Annotated in this window: 18 protein-coding genes; 8 read left to right on the forward strand and 10 right to left on the reverse strand. The window is 71.5% G+C overall.

All coding sequences use genetic code 11. The annotated features are described in order from the left end of the window. Nucleotides 1–35 precede the first annotated feature (35 nt). Nucleotides 36–1,370, forward strand: coding sequence for a class I SAM-dependent RNA methyltransferase (locus tag ACIP9H_RS30965; protein ID WP_401962076.1), 1,335 nt, complete (start codon nt 36–38; stop codon nt 1,368–1,370). Nucleotides 1,371–1,420: 50 nt separating this feature from the next. Continuing rightward, a complete protein-coding gene (locus tag ACIP9H_RS30970; protein ID WP_401962078.1) occupies nt 1,421–1,999 on the forward strand; it encodes a TetR/AcrR family transcriptional regulator in 579 nt (192 codons plus the stop codon). Here the strand turns inward: ACIP9H_RS30970 and ACIP9H_RS30975 are convergent. From ACIP9H_RS30975 to ACIP9H_RS30990, 4 genes are all read right to left on the reverse strand, one after another. After that, the gene (locus ACIP9H_RS30975) at nt 1,963–2,430 is read right to left on the reverse strand and encodes a DUF6924 domain-containing protein (RefSeq protein WP_401962217.1); all 468 of its coding nucleotides are present in this window, start codon (nt 2,428–2,430) and stop codon (nt 1,963–1,965) included. The genes ACIP9H_RS30970 and ACIP9H_RS30975 overlap by 37 nt on opposite strands. 26 nt (nt 2,431–2,456) lie before the next feature. Beyond that, entirely contained in the window at nt 2,457–3,026 is a 570-nt protein-coding gene (locus tag ACIP9H_RS30980) for a carboxymuconolactone decarboxylase family protein (RefSeq protein ID WP_401594488.1), read from the reverse strand. Between the two features lie 67 nt (nt 3,027–3,093). Further along, nucleotides 3,094–3,465 carry a nuclear transport factor 2 family protein gene (locus ACIP9H_RS30985; RefSeq protein ID WP_401594485.1) on the reverse strand — a complete coding sequence of 124 codons (372 nt, stop codon included), beginning with the start codon at nt 3,463–3,465 and terminating at the stop codon, nt 3,094–3,096. 224 nt (nt 3,466–3,689) lie between these two features. Then, nucleotides 3,690–4,367: a TetR/AcrR family transcriptional regulator gene (locus ACIP9H_RS30990; protein WP_401594483.1), complete on the reverse strand. Its 678-nt coding sequence runs from the start codon at nt 4,365–4,367 to the stop codon at nt 3,690–3,692. Between the two features lie 208 nt (nt 4,368–4,575). Here ACIP9H_RS30990 and ACIP9H_RS30995 point away from each other — a divergent pair, with 208 nt between their 5' ends. The 5 genes from ACIP9H_RS30995 to ACIP9H_RS31015 all read left to right on the forward strand — a co-directional run bounded on the left by ACIP9H_RS30995 (nt 4,576) and on the right by ACIP9H_RS31015 (nt 11,462). After that, a complete protein-coding gene (locus tag ACIP9H_RS30995) occupies nt 4,576–5,997 on the forward strand; it encodes an MFS transporter (RefSeq protein ID WP_401962081.1) in 1,422 nt (473 codons plus the stop codon). A gap of 195 nt (nt 5,998–6,192) precedes the next feature. Next, nucleotides 6,193–6,804, forward strand: a complete 612-nt coding sequence (gene wrbA / locus ACIP9H_RS31000; protein ID WP_401594479.1) for an NAD(P)H:quinone oxidoreductase — start codon at nt 6,193–6,195, stop codon at nt 6,802–6,804. 182 nt (nt 6,805–6,986) lie between these two features. Further along, the gene (locus tag ACIP9H_RS31005) at nt 6,987–8,186 is read left to right on the forward strand and encodes an EfeM/EfeO family lipoprotein (RefSeq protein ID WP_401594476.1); all 1,200 of its coding nucleotides are present in this window, start codon (nt 6,987–6,989) and stop codon (nt 8,184–8,186) included. After that, the gene (gene efeB / locus ACIP9H_RS31010; protein WP_401594473.1) at nt 8,183–9,430 is read left to right on the forward strand and encodes an iron uptake transporter deferrochelatase/peroxidase subunit; all 1,248 of its coding nucleotides are present in this window, start codon (nt 8,183–8,185) and stop codon (nt 9,428–9,430) included. Before ACIP9H_RS31005 ends, efeB begins: the two co-directional genes overlap by 4 nt. 214 nt (nt 9,431–9,644) lie before the next feature. After that, nucleotides 9,645–11,462, forward strand: coding sequence for a phospholipase C (locus ACIP9H_RS31015; RefSeq protein ID WP_401594604.1), 1,818 nt, complete (start codon nt 9,645–9,647; stop codon nt 11,460–11,462). 80 nt (nt 11,463–11,542) lie between these two features. Here the strand turns inward: ACIP9H_RS31015 and ACIP9H_RS31020 are convergent, their stop codons facing one another. Both ACIP9H_RS31020 and ACIP9H_RS31025 read right to left on the reverse strand, forming a co-directional pair. After that, nucleotides 11,543–11,983 carry a Fur family transcriptional regulator gene (locus ACIP9H_RS31020; RefSeq protein ID WP_401594471.1) on the reverse strand — a complete coding sequence of 147 codons (441 nt, stop codon included), beginning with the start codon at nt 11,981–11,983 and terminating at the stop codon, nt 11,543–11,545. Beyond that, nucleotides 11,980–12,447 (reverse strand): ATP-binding protein, encoded by a 468-nt coding sequence (locus ACIP9H_RS31025; RefSeq protein ID WP_401962084.1) that lies wholly within the window; start codon nt 12,445–12,447, stop codon nt 11,980–11,982. Before ACIP9H_RS31025 ends, ACIP9H_RS31020 begins: the two co-directional genes overlap by 4 nt. Nucleotides 12,448–12,685: 238 nt before the next feature. Here ACIP9H_RS31025 and ACIP9H_RS31030 point away from each other — a divergent pair, with 238 nt between their 5' ends. Further along, on the forward strand, nt 12,686–13,351 hold the full coding sequence (locus tag ACIP9H_RS31030; RefSeq protein WP_401594465.1) for a hypothetical protein: 666 nt from the start codon (nt 12,686–12,688) through the stop codon (nt 13,349–13,351). Here the strand turns inward: ACIP9H_RS31030 and ACIP9H_RS31035 are convergent. The 4 genes from ACIP9H_RS31035 to ACIP9H_RS31050 all read right to left on the reverse strand — a co-directional run bounded on the left by ACIP9H_RS31035 (nt 13,336) and on the right by ACIP9H_RS31050 (nt 16,050). Continuing rightward, entirely contained in the window at nt 13,336–13,860 is a 525-nt protein-coding gene (locus tag ACIP9H_RS31035; RefSeq protein WP_401594462.1) for an SRPBCC family protein, read from the reverse strand. The genes ACIP9H_RS31030 and ACIP9H_RS31035 overlap by 16 nt on opposite strands. Before the next feature lie 169 nt (nt 13,861–14,029). Then, the gene (locus tag ACIP9H_RS31040) at nt 14,030–14,422 is read right to left on the reverse strand and encodes a PPOX class F420-dependent oxidoreductase (protein WP_401594460.1); all 393 of its coding nucleotides are present in this window, start codon (nt 14,420–14,422) and stop codon (nt 14,030–14,032) included. 153 nt (nt 14,423–14,575) lie between these two features. Then, a complete protein-coding gene (locus ACIP9H_RS31045) occupies nt 14,576–15,370 on the reverse strand; it encodes an SDR family NAD(P)-dependent oxidoreductase (protein WP_401594458.1) in 795 nt (264 codons plus the stop codon). 104 nt (nt 15,371–15,474) lie between these two features. Next, nucleotides 15,475–16,050: a TetR/AcrR family transcriptional regulator gene (locus tag ACIP9H_RS31050; RefSeq protein ID WP_401594455.1), complete on the reverse strand. Its 576-nt coding sequence runs from the start codon at nt 16,048–16,050 to the stop codon at nt 15,475–15,477. Nucleotides 16,051–16,133: the final 83 nt, after the last annotated feature.

Genomic DNA, 16,133 nt, shown 5'->3' on the forward strand with positions numbered 1-16,133 from the left:
TCCTCGTCCCCCCGTTGTCAGGAGCCCGTTCCGAGATGCAGCACCGTACGAAGGCCCCCGAGGCCGACGCCCTCGTCGGCGAGCGCTACGAGGTCGAGGTCGGCCCCGTCGCGCACGGCGGTCACTGCGTCGCCCGCCACGAGGGCCAGGTGCTGTTCGTCCGGCACGCCCTCCCCGGCGAGCGCGTGATCGCCCAGGTCACCGAGGGCGGCCCGGACTCCCGCTTCCTGCGCGCCGACGCGGTGGAGATCCTCGAGGCCTCCCCGGACCGGGTCGAGGCGCCCTGCCCCTTCTCCGGACCGGGCAAGTGCGGAGGCTGCGACTGGCAGCACGCGGCGCCCGGCGCGCAGCGGCGGCTGAAGGTCCAGGTCATCACCGAGCAGCTGGAGCGGCTCGGCGGCCTCACCCCCCAGGAGGCCGGCTGGGACGGCACCGTGGAGCCCGCTCCCGGCGACAAAGTCGCCAAGGGCGAGGTCCCGGCCTGGCGCACCCGTGTCCAGTACGCCGTCGACGCCGACGGGCACGCCGGTCTGCGCCGCCACCGCTCCCACGAGGTCGAGCGGATCGACCGCTGCCTGATCGCCGCCCCGGGCGTCTCCGAGCTGGGCGTGGAGTCCCGCGACTGGCCCGGCATCGCCACCGTCGAGGCGATCTCCGCCACCGGCTCCTCCGACCGGCAGGTCATCATCACGCCGCGCCCCGGCGGGCGGCTCCCCATCGTGGAGCTCGACCGGCCGGTGTCGGTCATGCGCGTCGACGAGCAGGGCGGTGTGCACCGCGTCCACGGTCGCGGCTTCGTGCGCGAGCGCGCGGACGACCGCACCTGGCGCGTCGGGTCCGGCGGCTTCTGGCAGGTCCATCCGATGGCCGCGGAACTCCTCGTCGAGGCCGTCATGCAGGGCCTCACGCCCCGCAAGGGCGAGACGGCCCTCGACCTCTACTGCGGAGTGGGACTGTTCGCCGGCGCGCTGGCCGAACGGGTCGGCGAGACCGGTGCCGTGCTCGGCATCGAGTCCGGAAAGCGCGCGGTGGAGGACGCCCGCCACAACCTCGGCGACCTCGACCGGGTCCGCATCGAGCAGGGCAAGGTCGAGACGGTCCTGCCCCGCACCGGCATCACCGAGGCCGACCTCGTCGTGCTCGACCCGCCCCGCACGGGCGCCGGCCGCGCCACGGTCGCCCACGTCGCCTCCCTGGCCCCCCGCCGCATCGCGTACGTCGCCTGCGACCCGGCCGCCCTCGCCCGCGACCTGCGCTGGTTCGGCGAAGCGGGCTATGTCCCGCGCCGCATGCGGGCGTTCGACCTCTTCCCGATGACGCACCACGTGGAGTGCGTGGCGATCCTGGAGCCTGCGCCCAAGGACAGCTGACCCCCGCGCCCCCGGCGGGGGCACGGGTCGGGGCCGTGCAGACTGGTGGCATGCAGACTTCCGAGGCCGGGCCGTGGGAAGCGGCGCCGGCCGCACCCCTGAAGAGGGCGGACGCGCGCCGCAATCACGAGCGGGTCGTCGCCGCCGCGATCGAGGTGTTCGCCGAGCTCGGCCCGCAGGCCACCGTGCCGCAGATCGCGGCCAGGGCGGGGGTCGGCAAGGCCACCGTCTACCGGAGCTTCCCGGCCAAGGAGGACCTGGTCGAGGCGATCGCGCGGCTGCGCCTGGAGGAGCTCCGGCGGGAGACCGAGGCCGCGCTCGGCGAGACCGACCCCGGCCGCGCGTTCCACGCCTATGTGCTGCGGCTCTTCGAGACCCTGGCCCGCGACCGGCTGCTGACCGGACGGCTGGCGGAGGCCGCCTCGCCCGCGGCCGGCTCCGTCCTCACCGTGCTGACGGAGTTGATGCAGGCGGCCAAGGCGACCGGGACGGTCCGCGAGGACGCGACGCTGCTGGACCTGAGGGTCGTCCTGTGCGGCGCCGCGCTTCAGCTCATGACCGTGGCGGAACGCGACCCGGCGGTCTGGCGGCGCTACGGGGAACTGGTGCTCCAGGCCCTGCGGCCCTGACGCGTCGAACTTCGGAAACCGCGGAAGACGCCGTCGTCGTCCGCGAATCCGGTGAAGTCCTCCCAGGCCATGTTCGCCAGGGCCAGGTTGTTCTCGATCGAGTACAGCTGACGCGCGACGACGCGCAGCGTGTCGAACCGCCCCTGCTCGCCGACCCGCAGAGCGAGCAGCGGCATCTCGGGGGAGGCGAGCGAGGTCCTGTCGGCCATGACGACGAGCCGGTCCCGGGGCCGCTCCCGCCTCGGCGAGAGCGCCGCGATCCGCGCGGGTGCCAGGTCGCGGCAGGCGGGGTCCTCCACGATGTGCAGGTAGGCGATGAAGCCGTCCTCGGAGGGGGTGGCGAGTGCCCGGCGCATCAGGCGCCAGGCCGCGTCGTCGGAGAAGTCGACACGGACGAGCGGGGTCTCGTCGCCGTCCGGCTGGGGGAGCATGTTCACGGGGACCGCCTCGGGTGGGGTCAGCGGCTGCCGGATTCCGGGCCGGGAGCGTCGTTGAGGACGGGTTCGTCGCCGTACACCTTGGTGATCTCGACATCGAGCACCGTGCACACCCGGCTGAACGACCAGTAGTAGCCGGCCACTTGCAGCACCTCGACGATCTCCCGGTCGCTGAGGAACCGCCGCGCCTCGGCGAAGAGTTCGTCGGACACGTGCGGGCTCCGCACCACCTCGGCGGTGAGGCGGAGGAGGGCCTTGTCGTACGGCGACAGGGCGGGGCTCTCCAGCTCCCGCTCGGCGATGAGCCGGCGCGTCGCTGCGTCGACTCCCGCGGCCTGCGCCATCGGCTCGTGCTGGGCGGTGACGAAGGCGCAGTCGGTGTACTCGGCGACGGTGAGGATCACCAGTTCCCTTGAGCGGGCGGGGAGTTCGAGTGCGGTGAACTGCGCCTTGGCGAGCTCGATGAAGGGCCGCACCGTGCCGGCCGAGTGGGACAGCATCTTGACCAGCGGGTCCGGCGGGAGGAAGGAGAGGAATTCGCGCACGTCGGCAGGGAGGGCGTGCGGGTCCGGGTTCGCCAGGCGGGGCATGGGGGTTCTCCGTTCGTTCGGTGGCTCGGTGGCTCGGTGGCTCGGTGCTTCTGCTGCTTTCTGCGGGTCAGGGAGCCGGGTCCGGGGCGAGGCTGAAGCCGGTCTCGCTCAAGTGCCGGAAGCGGCCGTCCTCGGCCAGCGTTCCGAAGATCGCGATCTCCCGGTGCTGGGTGGAGCCGTCGGCAAGCGTGATCTCGAAGACGTGCCGTTCGGCATAGACGGAGCCGTCCCGCAGTTCGTCGACCACGGTGACGGTGCCCTTGGTGATGCCGGCGCGGGTGCGGGCGACCATGGCGGCGAACTCGGCGCGGTCGATGGTCCTTCCGTCGCTGCGGTGGGTGTAGTCGGGGGCGTAGTACGTGTCCAGGGCCTCGTCCAGGGGGAGTCGGGGCTCGAACACCAGGGCTCGGAGGGCTTCGCTGATCCGCGCGTGGGTCATCGCTGGCGCCTTTCTGAGGGGCCGGGGAAGATGTGGACTCTGAGGTCCGGATGCCCCGAACGCTACCGGACCCATGAGTCCGGTACCAACGTGAGGACCGTCATACGGGCACGCGAGGGCAGGTGGCGGCACCTGGTGGCCGCGTCGGCGCGGAGCGGTGGCGTGACGGATCTGCGGGCGTCGTGCGCCCGCGGCCGTTGCGGCGGCGCGGTCGCCGCCCCGCGTCAGACGGCGGGGGTGTGCGCGCCGGTGCGGACGCCGCGGATGCCGGCGACCAGGAGGTCGACGCCGCGCGCGTAGTAGACGTCGTCGCTCGCGCACGACGCCAGGGCGGCCGCGGCCGCGACGACGTGCGGGTAGCGCTCGGCGGGGAGCGCCTCCAGGGATGCCCGCTTGGCCTGGACCGCGTCGTCCCGTGCCGGCGCTTCCTCGGCCCGGCCGCCGCCGGGCTCCGTCACGACGAGCGTGACCATCGAGCAGAGGCACTGGCTCGCGATCTCCGCGGCCTGCTCGACCTCGAAGCCCGCGCCGGCCAGCAGTTCCAGCGTCCGCTCCGCGATGGCCAGACCCGACGGCGAGCCGAGGATCCGGGTGGTGACGAGTCCGGCCGCGGCGGCGTGCGGGCGCAGGACGGTGAGCAGCGACGTGAGGACGCCGTGGAGTTGGGCGTCCCAGGGGCGGTCGTCCGGTTCCGGGAGGCGGACCTCGGACAGGAGGCGCTCGGCGACGGCGTCGAGGATCTGGTCCTTGTCGCGGAAGTGCCGGTAGAGGGCCATCGCGGAGACCCCGTGCTCCTGGCCGACGCGGCGCGTGGTCACGGCGGTGAGTCCTTCCGTGTCGGCGAGGGAGAGGGCCGTGGTCACGAGGACGTCGCGGTCCAGGCGCTTCCTCGGTGACTCCATGTGCGACCTCCCTGACCGACCGGGTTTACAGCGTACATGTGCGAGGGCCGATGCGGGGACGCACTTGTTTACGCTGTAATCTCATGCCTATGCTTACGCTGTAAACATCATTCTTCCGGAATCGCCCCGACGCGTTCCGGCCCGGCGCGCGGCATTCGGCGACGCGTCAACTTCTCCGCACCATCTCCCTGTTCTGATGAGGAATTCCATGCGGCGCAGCCCTTGGGCGACCCTGACGGTGTTGGCCCTCGCACAATTCATCGTGGTGCTCGACGTGACGATCGTGAACGTCGCACTGCCCCGTATCCAGACGGATCTCGACTTCACCGCCGACGGCCTGCAGTGGGTCATCAGCGCATACACCCTGGTGTTCGGCGGGTTCCTGCTCCTCGGCGGCCGCGCCGCCGACCTGCTGGGATCCCGGCGGGTCTTCCTCACCGGCCTCGCCCTCTTCGGCGTCACCTTGCTCGTCGCCGGCCTGGCCGGCACCCCGGGCGCGCTCATCGCCGCCCGGGCCGTGCAGGGACTGGGCGGAGCCCTGATGTCCCCGGCGGCCCTGTCGATCCTGACGGTCACCTTCGCGCACGGCAGGCAGCGCAACATCGCCATGGGCGTGTGGGGCGGCTTGGCGGGCCTCGGCGGCACGCTGGGCGTGGTGGCCGGCGGCCTGCTCGTCGACTCGCTCAGCTGGCGCTGGGTCTTCTTCGTCAACGTCCCCGTCGTCGTGGCCCTGATCGCGGCCACCCCGCTGATCATCCGCGCCGTCGCCCGCCGGTCCGGTCACGGCTTCGACCTCCTCGGCTCGGTGCTGAGCACCGCGGGACTGCTGGCCCTGGTCTACGGCGTGGTGCGGGCCGAGCCGGTGGGCTGGGGATCGGCCGAGGTCGTCGGCTGCCTTGCGGCGGGAGTGGTCCTGCTGGCCGCCTTCGTCGCGGTCGAGGCCCGTTCCGCGGCGCCCCTCGTGCCCTTGCGGCTGTTCCGCTCCCGGGCACTCAGCTCGTCGAGCGGCGCCCTGGCCCTGAACGGCGCGTCCTTCCTTGCGATGTTCTTCCTGACCGCGATCTACCTCCAGCAGGTCCGCGGTGCCTCGGCGCTGAGGACCGGCATGGAGATCCTGCCGATGGGTGCCGCCGCCATCCTCGTCGCCGTCGTCACGCCGCCGTTGGTGCACCGTTTCGGCACGCGCACCGTCCAGTTGTGCGGCGCCGCGCTGAGCGCGCTGAGCCTGCTGCTCCTCGCCGGGACGGGCGCGGACAGCGGATACGCCTCGCACCTGCTGCCGGGTCTGATCCTGTTCGGGGCCGGTGTCATCGCGGTCGGTGTCCCCGCGCAGATCGCGGCCGTCGTGGACGTCGAACACCATGAGGCAGGTGCGGCCTCGGGTGTCGTCACCGCCTTCTACCAGGTCGGCGGCGCGCTGGGACTGGCCCTCGCGACGACCCTGTCCGTCTCGCGCTCCCATGCCGCGCTCGCGGACGGCATGGCCCAGCAGCAGGCCCTCGTCGAGGGGTTCCACCGCGGACTGCTCGTCGCGGCCGCCTTCGCCGTGGTCAATGTGGTGGTGACGCTCGCCTCGCCCAGGATCGCGCCGAGCGCGGAGCAGATTGCCGAGGCAGCAGCCACCGCCTGACGAAGCGTCAGTTCCTCGCGGCTGTGCCCGGCGCTTGAAGTCGGCGGGCTCCGTGCCGCGGTCGGAAGTCCGGGCCGGAGTGAGACGCGCGCCACTGTGGCCGGACTGGCGGACCGGAGCGGTGTCGTTTAATGTTCAACCATGTGCAGGGCGGCGCCCTGCCCGCAAGATCCGGCACAGCAAGGAGCGAAACACGTGACACGCGTCTCGATCATTTTCTACTCGGCCACCGGCTCGGTGCGGAGCCTGGCGCAGGCGATCGCCGAAGGCGCGCAGAAGGAGGGGGCTGAGGTCCGGGTGCGCCGCGTGGCGGAACTCGCGCCCGAGGCCGCGATCAACAGCAACCCCGTGTGGGCGGAGAACCACCGCGCCTCGCAGGACATCCCCGAGGCCACGAACGACGACCTCGAGTGGGCCGACGCCGTGCTCTTCGGCTCGCCGACCCGCTTCGGCCTCCCGGCCGCGCAGCTCAAGCAGTTCATCGACCAGACCGGCCCGCTGTGGGCCCAGGGCAAGCTGGCCAACAAGGTCTACGCCTCCTTCACCTCCGCGGCCAACGCCCACGGCGGCCAGGAGAGCACCATCCTCGCGATCAACAACACCTTCTACCACTGGGGTGGACTCATCGCGTCCCCCGGCTACACCGACCCGCTGCTCTTCGCGGCCGGTGGCAACCCCTACGGCCCCTCGCACCCCTCCAACAACGGTGCGGACCTTCCCGACGCCGCGCGTCTGGACGCCGCCCACTACCTGGGTGCCCGTGTGACCCGCATCGCCACCGCGCTCAAGCCCGGCGGCTCCCTCTGACCTCTCCGGTCCGGCCGAGGCCGTCGTCCCTCTGGGGGCGGCGGCCTTCGCGCGTTCCCGACGGGGCGGGTGAACCACGAGGGAACTCTTGGTCATCGATTTCTCAGGGAAGCGTTTTGACCTGATTCCGCTGCCTAGCATGAGGTGATCAACGCACCGTACGACACCGGGGGAGGCCCGGAATGCCCTTGTCCGGCCCGGGACTGCGCTCACCCCGTCTGTGGGGCGCCACCGGCATCGTGGTGGTGCTGGCCGTCTTCGCCGCCGTCGTCCTGTGGCAGGACTCACCTCCTGCCGCGCGGGCGGCCGCGGCCGGACCACCGCACACCACCGTCCAGGTCTCCCGCGGTGCCTGCGGCACCGGCTGGGCCGACGCGCGGCCCGGCCTTCAGGTCTTCGACCTGCACAACTCCTCCGACGTGGCCGCCGAGGTCTACCTGGAGGACGCCGCGAGCAAGGCCGTGTACGGCGAGGTCGAGGACATCGGCCCCGGCACGACCCGTTCGCTGACCGTCGACATCGGCAAGGGCGCGTACGCGTTCCAGTGCGTGCCCGACGACGGCGACGCGATCACCGGGCCCACGGTCCGCATCACTTCGGGACAGGGCGGGCCCGCCGCCGCCCCGGTCAGCCGGCAGGACCTTGTCCCGCCGTCGATCGCCTACCAGAAGTGGGTCGCCGGAGGGCTGGACCGCGTGGTGCGGCTCACCGGGGATCTGCGGGACGCCGTCGACCGCGGTGATCTCGCCGCGGCGCGCAAGGCCTGGCTGCCGGCGCACCTGGAGTACGAGCGGCTCGGCGCCGCGTACGACGCCTTCGGCGACGCGGACGGGCAGATCAACGGGACGGACGCGGGCCTGCCCGGTGGCGTGGCCGACCCGTCCTTCACCGGCTTCCACCGCATCGAGTACGGGTTGTGGCACGGCCGGTCCGCGGGCAGCCTGCGCGCCCCGGCGGCCGACCTGGTGGCGGCCGTCACCGCGCTGCGCGACAGCTGGTCGCAGGCCCGCATGGACCCGGCCCAACTGGGCCTGCGGGCACACGAGATCCTGGAGAACACCGTGCAGTTCGAGCTGACCGGACGCACCGACTACGGCAGCGGCAGCAATCTGGCCACCGCCCGCGCCAACCTCGACGGCACCCGTGAGGTCCTGTCCCGGTTGCGCCCCCTGCTGGCGACCCGGTACCAGGAACTGCCGCAGCTGGACCACGAACTGGACGCGGCACAGGACACGCTGGACGGGCTCGCCCCGGACGGCGAGTGGATCCCGCTGGCCCGGCTGACCCGGGCCCAGCGCGAGAAGGTGGACGCCGCCCTGGACGAACTGGTGGAACGGCTGGCCTCGGTGGCCACCCTGTGCGAACCGCGGAGGACGGTGTGAGCTCCGTGGAAGGGCCGGGAACCGGAGGAGTCGGACGGCGTGGTTTCCTGCGGGGCGCGGCGCTTGCCGGAGCCGGGCTCGCCGCCGGCGGAGCGGCGCCGCCCTCCGCCGGTGCGGCGGACGACGGCGCAGCGGCCGCACCGCCCGTCGCCCCGTTCCACGGCCGCCACCAGCAGTCGGTGATCGCGACCGCGCGCCGGGTCACCGCGTTCACCGCGCTCGACGTGACCGCGGGCACCCGCGCCGAACTCACCGACCTGCTGCGCACCGTGACCGACCGCGCCCGCGCGCTGACCTCCGGCGGCACACAGCGGCCGGTCGGCATCACCGGACCGCCCGCCGACTCCGGGCTGCTCGGGGAGCGGGTGCCCGGCGGCGCGCTCGCGGTGACCGTCGGCGTCGGCGGCTCCCTCTTCGACGGCCGGTTCGGTCTCGCCGATCGCAGGCCCCGCCGGCTGACCGCGATGCCCGCCTTCCCCGACGACGACCTGCTGCCTGAGTGGTGCCACGGCGACCTCAGCCTGCAACTGCACGCGGACGACACGGACACCGTGCTGCACGCGCTGCGCGACATCGCCCGGCACACCCGCGGCGGCATGCAGGTCCGCTGGCGGATGGACGGCTTCAGCAGCCCGCCGCGCCCTGCCGGCACCCCGCGCAACCTCCTGGGATTCAGGGACGGCACCGCCAACCCGGACTCCTCCGACGCCCGTGAGATGGACCGCCTGGTGTGGGTCGGCCAGGGCGCCGGCGAGCCGGACTGGGCCGTCGGCGGCAGCTACCAGGTGGTCCGGCTGATCCGGATGCTCGTGGAGTTCTGGGACCGGGTCTCGCTGCCGGAGCAGGAGCGGATGTTCGGCCGGGCCCGCGAGTCCGGAGCGCCGCTGGACGGCAACCACGAGCGGGACACACCCCGTTACGCCGACGACCCCAAGGGCGACGTCATACCCCTGGACAGCCATATCCGGCTCGCCAACCCGCGTACCGCGGGCACCGCGGACCAGCGCATCCTGCGGCGCCCCTACAACTACGACCGGGGCGCGGACGCCAACGGCAACCTCGACATGGGCCTGCTCTTCTGCAGCTACCAGCAGGACCTGGCCCGCCAGTTCGAGACCGTCCAGCACCGTCTGGCGGGCGAACCGCTCGTCGACTACATCAAGCCCTTCGGCGGCGGCTACTTCTTCGCACTGCCCGGTGTGAAGGACGCGGACGACTGGTACGGACGCGCCCTGCTCGGCTAGAGCGCTCGTCATACACCACGCGGGGACCGTACGCACCCCGGGTCAACTGATGGTCAAGTTTTGGCCCGGCTTCCCTGACCGCCTGTTCATCCCGCCGCCACCAACGCTCCGACATCACGCCGCTCCACGGGCGGAGCATCCGAGAACGTACGCCAAGGCAACGATCCTCTGCGGAGCGTGACAGAACATGATCAGCAGGAAGAGACGAGCGGCGATGCGGAGCCTGGGGGCGCTTGCGGGCGCCGCCGCCCTCACCGTTCTCGGCGGCAGCGCGGCCACCTACGCCGCGACGCCCAACTGGCACCACCCCGCCCCCTCGACGGCCACGCCCATCAAGCACGTGGTCGTCCTGTTCGACGAGAACGTCTCGTTCGACCACTACTTCGGCACCTACCCGACGGCCGCCAACACCGACGGCACCAAGTTCAAGGCGGCCAAGAACACCCCGCGTGACATCGACACCCTCGCGAACGCCGGGCTGCTGAAGAAGAACCCCAACCAGTACGCGCCCCAGCGGCTGGCCTCCTCGCAGGCGCTGACCTGCGACCAGAACCACAACTACGGGCCGGAGCAGTACGCCTACAACGGCGGCAAGGCCGACCAGTTCGTGCAGAACACCAATGTCGACACCTGCAGCGGCGGCCTCTTCGGCGAGCCGGGCCTGGTGATGGACTACTACGACGGCAACACCGTCACCGCGCTGTGGAACTACGCCCAGCACTACACCCTGGGCGACCGCTCGTTCAGCTCGGTCTATGGGCCGTCCACCCCCGGCGCCCTCAACCTGATCGCGGGTCAGACACACGGCGTCGTCTCCGTCGACCCGGCCTCGGGCACCGAGCACCCGAAGCAGACGTCCACGCCGGACGCCTACACCGTGCTCTCCCCGAACTCCAAGGGCGTCGGTACGGTCATCAACGACCCGGACCCGGCGTACGACGACTGCGCCGACAAGGACCACACCAGTACCAACGCGCTCGGCGCGATGCAGGGCCGCAACATCGGCGACCTGCTCAACGCCAAGAACGTCAGCTGGGGCTGGTTCCAGGGCGGCTTCCGGCCCTCCACGCCGTGGGACGGCAAGCAGGGCGACTACGCCAAGTGCGACACCACGCACGCCAACATCGGCGGCGCAGCGGCCGTGGACTACAGCCCGCACCACTCGCCGTTCGAGTACTACAAGTCGACGTCCAACCCGCACCACCTGCCGCCCAAGAACGTCGACGAGATCGGGCACAACGGCCAGGCCAACCACAACTACGACCTGACCGACTTCGACGCGGCCCTGAAGGCGGGCAAGCTGCCCGCCGTCAGCTTCGTCAAGGCGCCCGAGTACCAGGACGGCCACGGCGCCTACTCCGACCCGATCGACGAGCAGCACTTCCTCGTCCAGCAGATCAACGCCGTGCAGCAGTCGCCGCAGTGGAGCTCCACCGCTGTCGTCGTCGCGTACGACGACTCCGACGGCTGGTACGACCACACGTTCGTCAAGCCCCGCAACGGCTCGAAGGACACCACGGTCGGCTCGAACGGCAAGACCACCGACAGCCCCGCCTGCCAGGCCGGCCCCAAGGCCGCCGGTGGCTACGCGGACCGCTGCGGCCCCGGCACGCGTCAGCCGCTCCTGGTGGTCTCCCCGTACAGCAAGGTCAACAAGGTCGACCACACGCTGACGGACCAGTCCTCGATCATCCGTTTCGTCGAGGACAACTGGCACACCGGCCGGGTCGGGGACAGCTCCTTCGACGCCACGGCCGGCTCGCTGGCGGGCATGTTCGACTTCCGGCACCCGAACAACAAGCAGCTGGTGCTGAACGCGGACGGCTCGGTCAAGTCCTACGGCCCGATCCGGCACGTGGCGCCCGTCGCCACGAGCATCACGCCGGGACCGGCCATGCGGATTACCGCCGCGACCACCGACGCCCCGGCGTTCCCGGCCCTGCCGGTGGGCCTGGCCGTCGGCGCGCTGCTGGCCGCCGGTGCCACCGGGACCTGGTTCACGGTCCGGCACAACCGGCGTACCGCCGCCTGACGCGGACGTGGCGGTCGGCCTGACGGCCGCCACGGCGGAGGGCCTGCCCCTGGGGGCGGGCCCTCCGTTCGCGTTCGCCGTCAGTCCCGCGTCAGGGCGCAGTCCGGGCACCGGCCCCAGAAAGTCACGGCGGCCTCCTCGATCTCGTAGGTGTCCGGGATCTCGGGGCTCAGGCACGGCGCACGGCCCACGGCGCACTTGACGTTGCGGATGCTCCCGCAGGAGCGGCAGACGAAGTGGTGGTGGTTGTCACCGCGCTCGGTCTCGTAGCGGCCCGGCTGGCCGGGGATCATGGTGCAGCGAACCAGCCCCGCGTCCGTGAGGGCGCGCAGGACGTTGTAGGTGGCCTGCAGGGACAGGCCGCCCGTGACACGCAGGGCCAGATGACGCAGCGCCTCGGCGTCGGGGTGGCCCGGTGACTCGTCCACCGCCATGAGCAGCGCGATGCGCTGCGCCGTCACCCGCAGCCCGGCCGTCCGGAGCCGGGCGGTGGCGGCGGCCATGGGTTCGACGCTGGTCACAGGGTGTGCTCCGCGTGTGTCGGGGACCTGCCGGGACCGCAGTGCAGCTCGAACCACACGGCCTTGCCCGTCTGGTTGGTGTCGGAGCCCCAGCGAGCGGCGAGAAGTTCGACCAGCGTCAGTCCGCGGCCGCTCTCGTCCTCGGAACCCGCCCCCACGACCTGGGGCGGGTCCGGACTGCCGTCGATCACGGCGCAGCAGATGGTGTCGCCCAGGAGTACGCAGTTCAGGGCCAGCGGTGCGCGGGCGTGCCGCAGCGCGTTGCCGACCAGCTCGCTGACCAGGAGTTCGGCTGTGTCCGCGACATCGTCCAGGCCCCATTGGCGCAGCGCTCCGCGAACCGCTTCGCGTGCGTGGTGGCAGGCCTGACTGGACCAGGGAAGCGCCCAGGATCCCGCGGCAGCGGACGGGGTTCCTGCGCCGCCGGAACAAGGCGTCTTGGAGGGCAGCAATGCAGCGCCCATGATCAACACCAGCTCGAGAGAGGTGAATAAAAAGCTCTAATTAGGACAATACTCCACTTCTGGAGTGAGTCAAGTGAAACGACTCGCTCCTCGAAAGATGTCGCTCCAGTCGCTGGAGTGAAGGGGTGGCATCACTCTGCGTCACGGTCGGGGGTGGTGGCCGGGGCCGGGGAGGGGCGGCCTCCGGATTCGCCCGGGCGGGTGCGGGTCGCCCGACGGCATGCTCTTGGATGTGGGCATGACCGTTCACGACATCGCCCGGCGCCTGCCCGGCATTTCCGTACTCCGCGACCACTGCCGCGCGTTGGCCATGCTGGATGCGATCCTCAGCCCCGAGTGGGCCGGCCGGTACCACTCCTACGACTCCCAGTGGTCCGGGAGTGAGGAGATGGCCTCGATGCGCGACGGCTCCGGCAACGAGTACGCGATCGTCTTCTCGCCTGCGGGCGCCTACGTCTGCGGGTTCGCCCACGAATCGCCGATGAGTCCCTATGTGGCGGACGGCCCCTGGCCGGGCGTCCTCGACGAGGTCCCCGAGGTCTTCCGTCCGTACGTCGAGGAGCCGGCGTTCTCGGACGAGGACGGTATGCCGGTGGTGACCGTCTGTATGTGGAGGCAGCCCCAGGACACCGCCTGGCGGGCGGGAGTGATCGAGTTCCCCCAGGACGGGACGGACGACCCGGACGGCGCGGGCTGTCTCTTCGCCCTGCTGGCTGACCGCTCGGCGGAGGAGTACCGGGACTTCGCGGAGGACTACTACGAGACGCCGGTCGACGGGGAGGCCGTCCGGCATGTCCTCGCGCTCCGCCCGCTGACCGCGGAGGTGGTCGCCGCGCTGAATCCGGACGTGGCCCCGGCCGATCTCGCCAAGGACATGGAGCAGATCGGCTATCCCCTCGGCTGAGTGCCCGCTCCGGCGCGTACTGCGCGCTCCGCGGCGGCCTTGACCGCGGTCATCCATATCTCGTGCTGGGCGCGGAGCTTGCCGGGGCTGAACACGAGGCGGACCAGCGGGGCCGCCATCGACTCCTCCACGCGCAGGACGGTCCCGCCGTCCGGCGTCGCCGTGAGCACTTGGCGGTCCACCGCCTTGACGCCCATGGCGACGCCGGTCCAGGTCAGTTCACGCCCCTCGTCGACCACGGCGAAGCGGGACGTGATCGTGGCGCGGCCCATGGCCCAGATGAACTCGGCGTCCTGGGTCACCCCGTTGTCGAGCCGCACGATTCGGCGGCCGGGCAGCACCGACGACCATCCGGAGGGGTCGGCGATGATCTCCCAGACCCGCTCCGGCGGTGCTTCGATCCGCATCTCCGACACGCTCACGACCGGCGCGTCGGCGTCGATCCGGCGCCGCTTGGCGAACTGGTCGTGCAGGTCCTGCCGGTTAGGGCCGCGGTAGAGCAGTTTCATGACGAACCCCATTCGTGACGGGTGAGGCATGCTTCGAACTGTGAGCAATGCTCTCGCAGTGCATTGCTCGGAGTCAAGAGCAGTGCTCTCGCACGAGTGAAATCGAGTTCGTGATGCAACCGGCGGAGGCGCGGAAGCGGTGTGGTGGGAGCGGCAGGGCGCGCCGGGGTCAGACCATGCCGCTGATGCTTTCCGGGACGATCACGAACAGGACGCGCACCTGGTCGCGACCGCCGAACCACGGGTAGGGCCCGCCCAGGTACTTGTGGGACAGCTTCTCGATGTGCTCCGCGGCGCCCTCGGTCCTCACCTCGACGACCCGCCCGCGGATCTGGACGTAGCGGGTCGGGGCGGCGGGGTCCGAGACCGTCACGGCGACGCGCGGATCCCGCTGGATGTTCCGGGTCTTCACGTGCGTCTGGACGCTGTTGACGAGCACGTGCTCGCCGTCGGTGTCGACCCAGGTCTGGGTCAGCTGCGGCGAGCCGTCGGGCATCGTCGTCGCGAGGTAGCAAGTGCTGGGCCGGTCCAGCAGATCGAGCAGTTCGGCGGAGAGCTTCACGGTGATCCCTCGGTGCGGTGGTTCCTGGCGCGCGCAGCCTACGGGGTCGCTCGGCCGGCCCCCGGACGGATCCCCCCCTGCGCCGGCCCCCTGCGCCGCTCGCCGATGCCCCCGCATCGAGCCCTCGGTCAGGGGGCGTTCGCCCGGCGCGGCTCAGATCGTCTTGTTCTGGCCGCCGTCGATGAGGACCTCGGCACCGGTGATGTTGGCCGCGACCGGCGAGGCGAGGAAGAGGACGAGGTCGGCGACCTCGTGCGGCTCGGTGATCCGGCCCGTGCTGATGCCCATGCTCTGCGGCACGACCACGTCGAGTGCCTCCTGCGCCGTGGTGCCCGCGGCGCCGGCGGTCGCGTCGGCGAAGGCGCCCGGGGCCGTCCAGAACGGGGTGCGGACCGGACCGGGGGAGACCGCGTTCACGCGTACGCCGCGCGGTGCGAACTCCTCCGACAGGGCCTTGGTCACGCTGGTGAGCGCGGCCTTCGCCGCCGAGTAGTCCACCACCATCGGGAAGGGCAGGCGGGCGTTGATCGAGCTGATGTTGACGATCGAGGCCCCTTCGGCCGCGAGCAGGTGCGGGAGTGCCGCGCGGCTCGCGCGCACCGCGCTGAAGAAGGTCAGGTCGAAGATCCGGCGCCACTCGGCGTCGTCCACCTCCAGGAATCCGGCCCGCGCGTCCGCCCCGCCCACGTTGTTGACGAGGATGTCGATCCGCTCGTGCCGTTCCGCGGCCTGCCGCACCAGCGTCTCGGCGCCCTCGGCGGTGGACAGGTCGACCGGGACGACCGTGATGTCGTAGGTGTCGCGCAGTGCGTCGAGCTCGGGGGTGGAGGAGCGGCTGCCGGCGACGACACGGGCTCCTTCGCGACCCAGTGCCTCGACGATGGCCAGGCCGATGCCCTTGCTGGCCCCGGTGACGACGGCGACCTTGTCCTTGAGGTGCAGTTCCATGACGTGTCCTTTTCTGGATTGATTGATAAACAATTACGGTACGCGGAGGCGACCACCGGCGCGACGGGAGCGCCGCCGCTGGGGTGAGTGCCTCTGGGGGGGTGTCAGTCCAGGCTGCGCAGAGCCGTCGCGACCGCGTCCTCCGTGAACGTCCGGCCGAGTCGCGCCTGGCCGACGACGCGGAGGCCCTGGACGAAGGTGGTCAGGAAGCGGGCCAGTTCCACCGGATTCTTGTCCGGGGACAGCTCGCCGCGTGACTTCGCCCGCTCCAGGGCGCCCGCGAGGGCCGATTCGACCATCCGCATGGCGGCTCCGACGCGGTCCACCGTGCCCGGGTCGTCGCCGCGCTCGGTGGCGGCGCTGACCACGAGGCACCCCCGGCTGGGGTCCGTGAGGTCGGCCTCGACCATGTCCGTGAGGACCCTGTGCACCGCGGGCCGGATCTCGGTCGCGTTCTCCAGGATGTCCGCCAGGCCGCCTGCCTGCAGTGCGCAGTAGCGCTCCAGGGCCCGGGCGTAGAGCTGCTCCTTCGACCCGAAGGCCGAGTACAGGCTGCCGCTGCCGATCGACAGTTCCTTGAGTAGGTCCTGCAGGGACGTCTCGGCATAGCCGCGGCGCCAGAACAGGTCCATCGCGCGATCGACCGCCTGGTCGGTGTCGAACTCCCGGTTGCGTCCCATGTGCATCACCGTACCACAGTTCTGGATCAATCAATAAACTATCGCCGTCGCCCCGCCCCGTCCGGTCCCTGAATCGGTTGCCC

This window comes from Streptomyces sp. NPDC088732 (assembly GCF_044751205.1).
Classification (GTDB): domain Bacteria; phylum Actinomycetota; class Actinomycetes; order Streptomycetales; family Streptomycetaceae; genus Actinacidiphila.

Bases quoted from the DNA above. Each gene is read 5' to 3' on its own strand.
- ACIP9H_RS30975 (WP_401962217.1), bottom strand. From the start codon at position 2,430: ATGCTCCCCCAGCCGGACGGCGACGAGACCCCGCTCGTCCGTGTCGAC.
- ACIP9H_RS30980 (WP_401594488.1), bottom strand. From the start codon at position 3,026: ATGCCCCGCCTGGCGAACCCGGACCCGCACGCCCTCCCTGCCGACGTG.
- ACIP9H_RS31025 (WP_401962084.1), bottom strand. From the start codon at position 12,447: ATGGGCGCTGCATTGCTGCCCTCCAAGACGCCTTGTTCCGGCGGCGCA.
- ACIP9H_RS31045 (WP_401594458.1), bottom strand. From the start codon at position 15,370: ATGGAACTGCACCTCAAGGACAAGGTCGCCGTCGTCACCGGGGCCAGC.
- ACIP9H_RS30970 (WP_401962078.1), top strand. From the start codon at position 1,421: ATGCAGACTTCCGAGGCCGGGCCGTGGGAAGCGGCGCCGGCCGCACCC.
- ACIP9H_RS31005 (WP_401594476.1), top strand. From the start codon at position 6,987: ATGCCCTTGTCCGGCCCGGGACTGCGCTCACCCCGTCTGTGGGGCGCC.
- ACIP9H_RS30990 (WP_401594483.1), bottom strand. From the start codon at position 4,367: ATGGAGTCACCGAGGAAGCGCCTGGACCGCGACGTCCTCGTGACCACG.
- ACIP9H_RS30985 (WP_401594485.1), bottom strand. From the start codon at position 3,465: ATGACCCACGCGCGGATCAGCGAAGCCCTCCGAGCCCTGGTGTTCGAG.
- ACIP9H_RS31035 (WP_401594462.1), bottom strand. From the start codon at position 13,860: ATGAAACTGCTCTACCGCGGCCCTAACCGGCAGGACCTGCACGACCAG.
- ACIP9H_RS30965 (WP_401962076.1), top strand. From the start codon at position 36: ATGCAGCACCGTACGAAGGCCCCCGAGGCCGACGCCCTCGTCGGCGAG.
- ACIP9H_RS31030 (WP_401594465.1), top strand. From the start codon at position 12,686: ATGACCGTTCACGACATCGCCCGGCGCCTGCCCGGCATTTCCGTACTC.
- ACIP9H_RS30995 (WP_401962081.1), top strand. From the start codon at position 4,576: ATGCGGCGCAGCCCTTGGGCGACCCTGACGGTGTTGGCCCTCGCACAA.
- ACIP9H_RS31015 (WP_401594604.1), top strand. From the start codon at position 9,645: ATGCGGAGCCTGGGGGCGCTTGCGGGCGCCGCCGCCCTCACCGTTCTC.
- ACIP9H_RS31050 (WP_401594455.1), bottom strand. From the start codon at position 16,050: ATGGGACGCAACCGGGAGTTCGACACCGACCAGGCGGTCGATCGCGCG.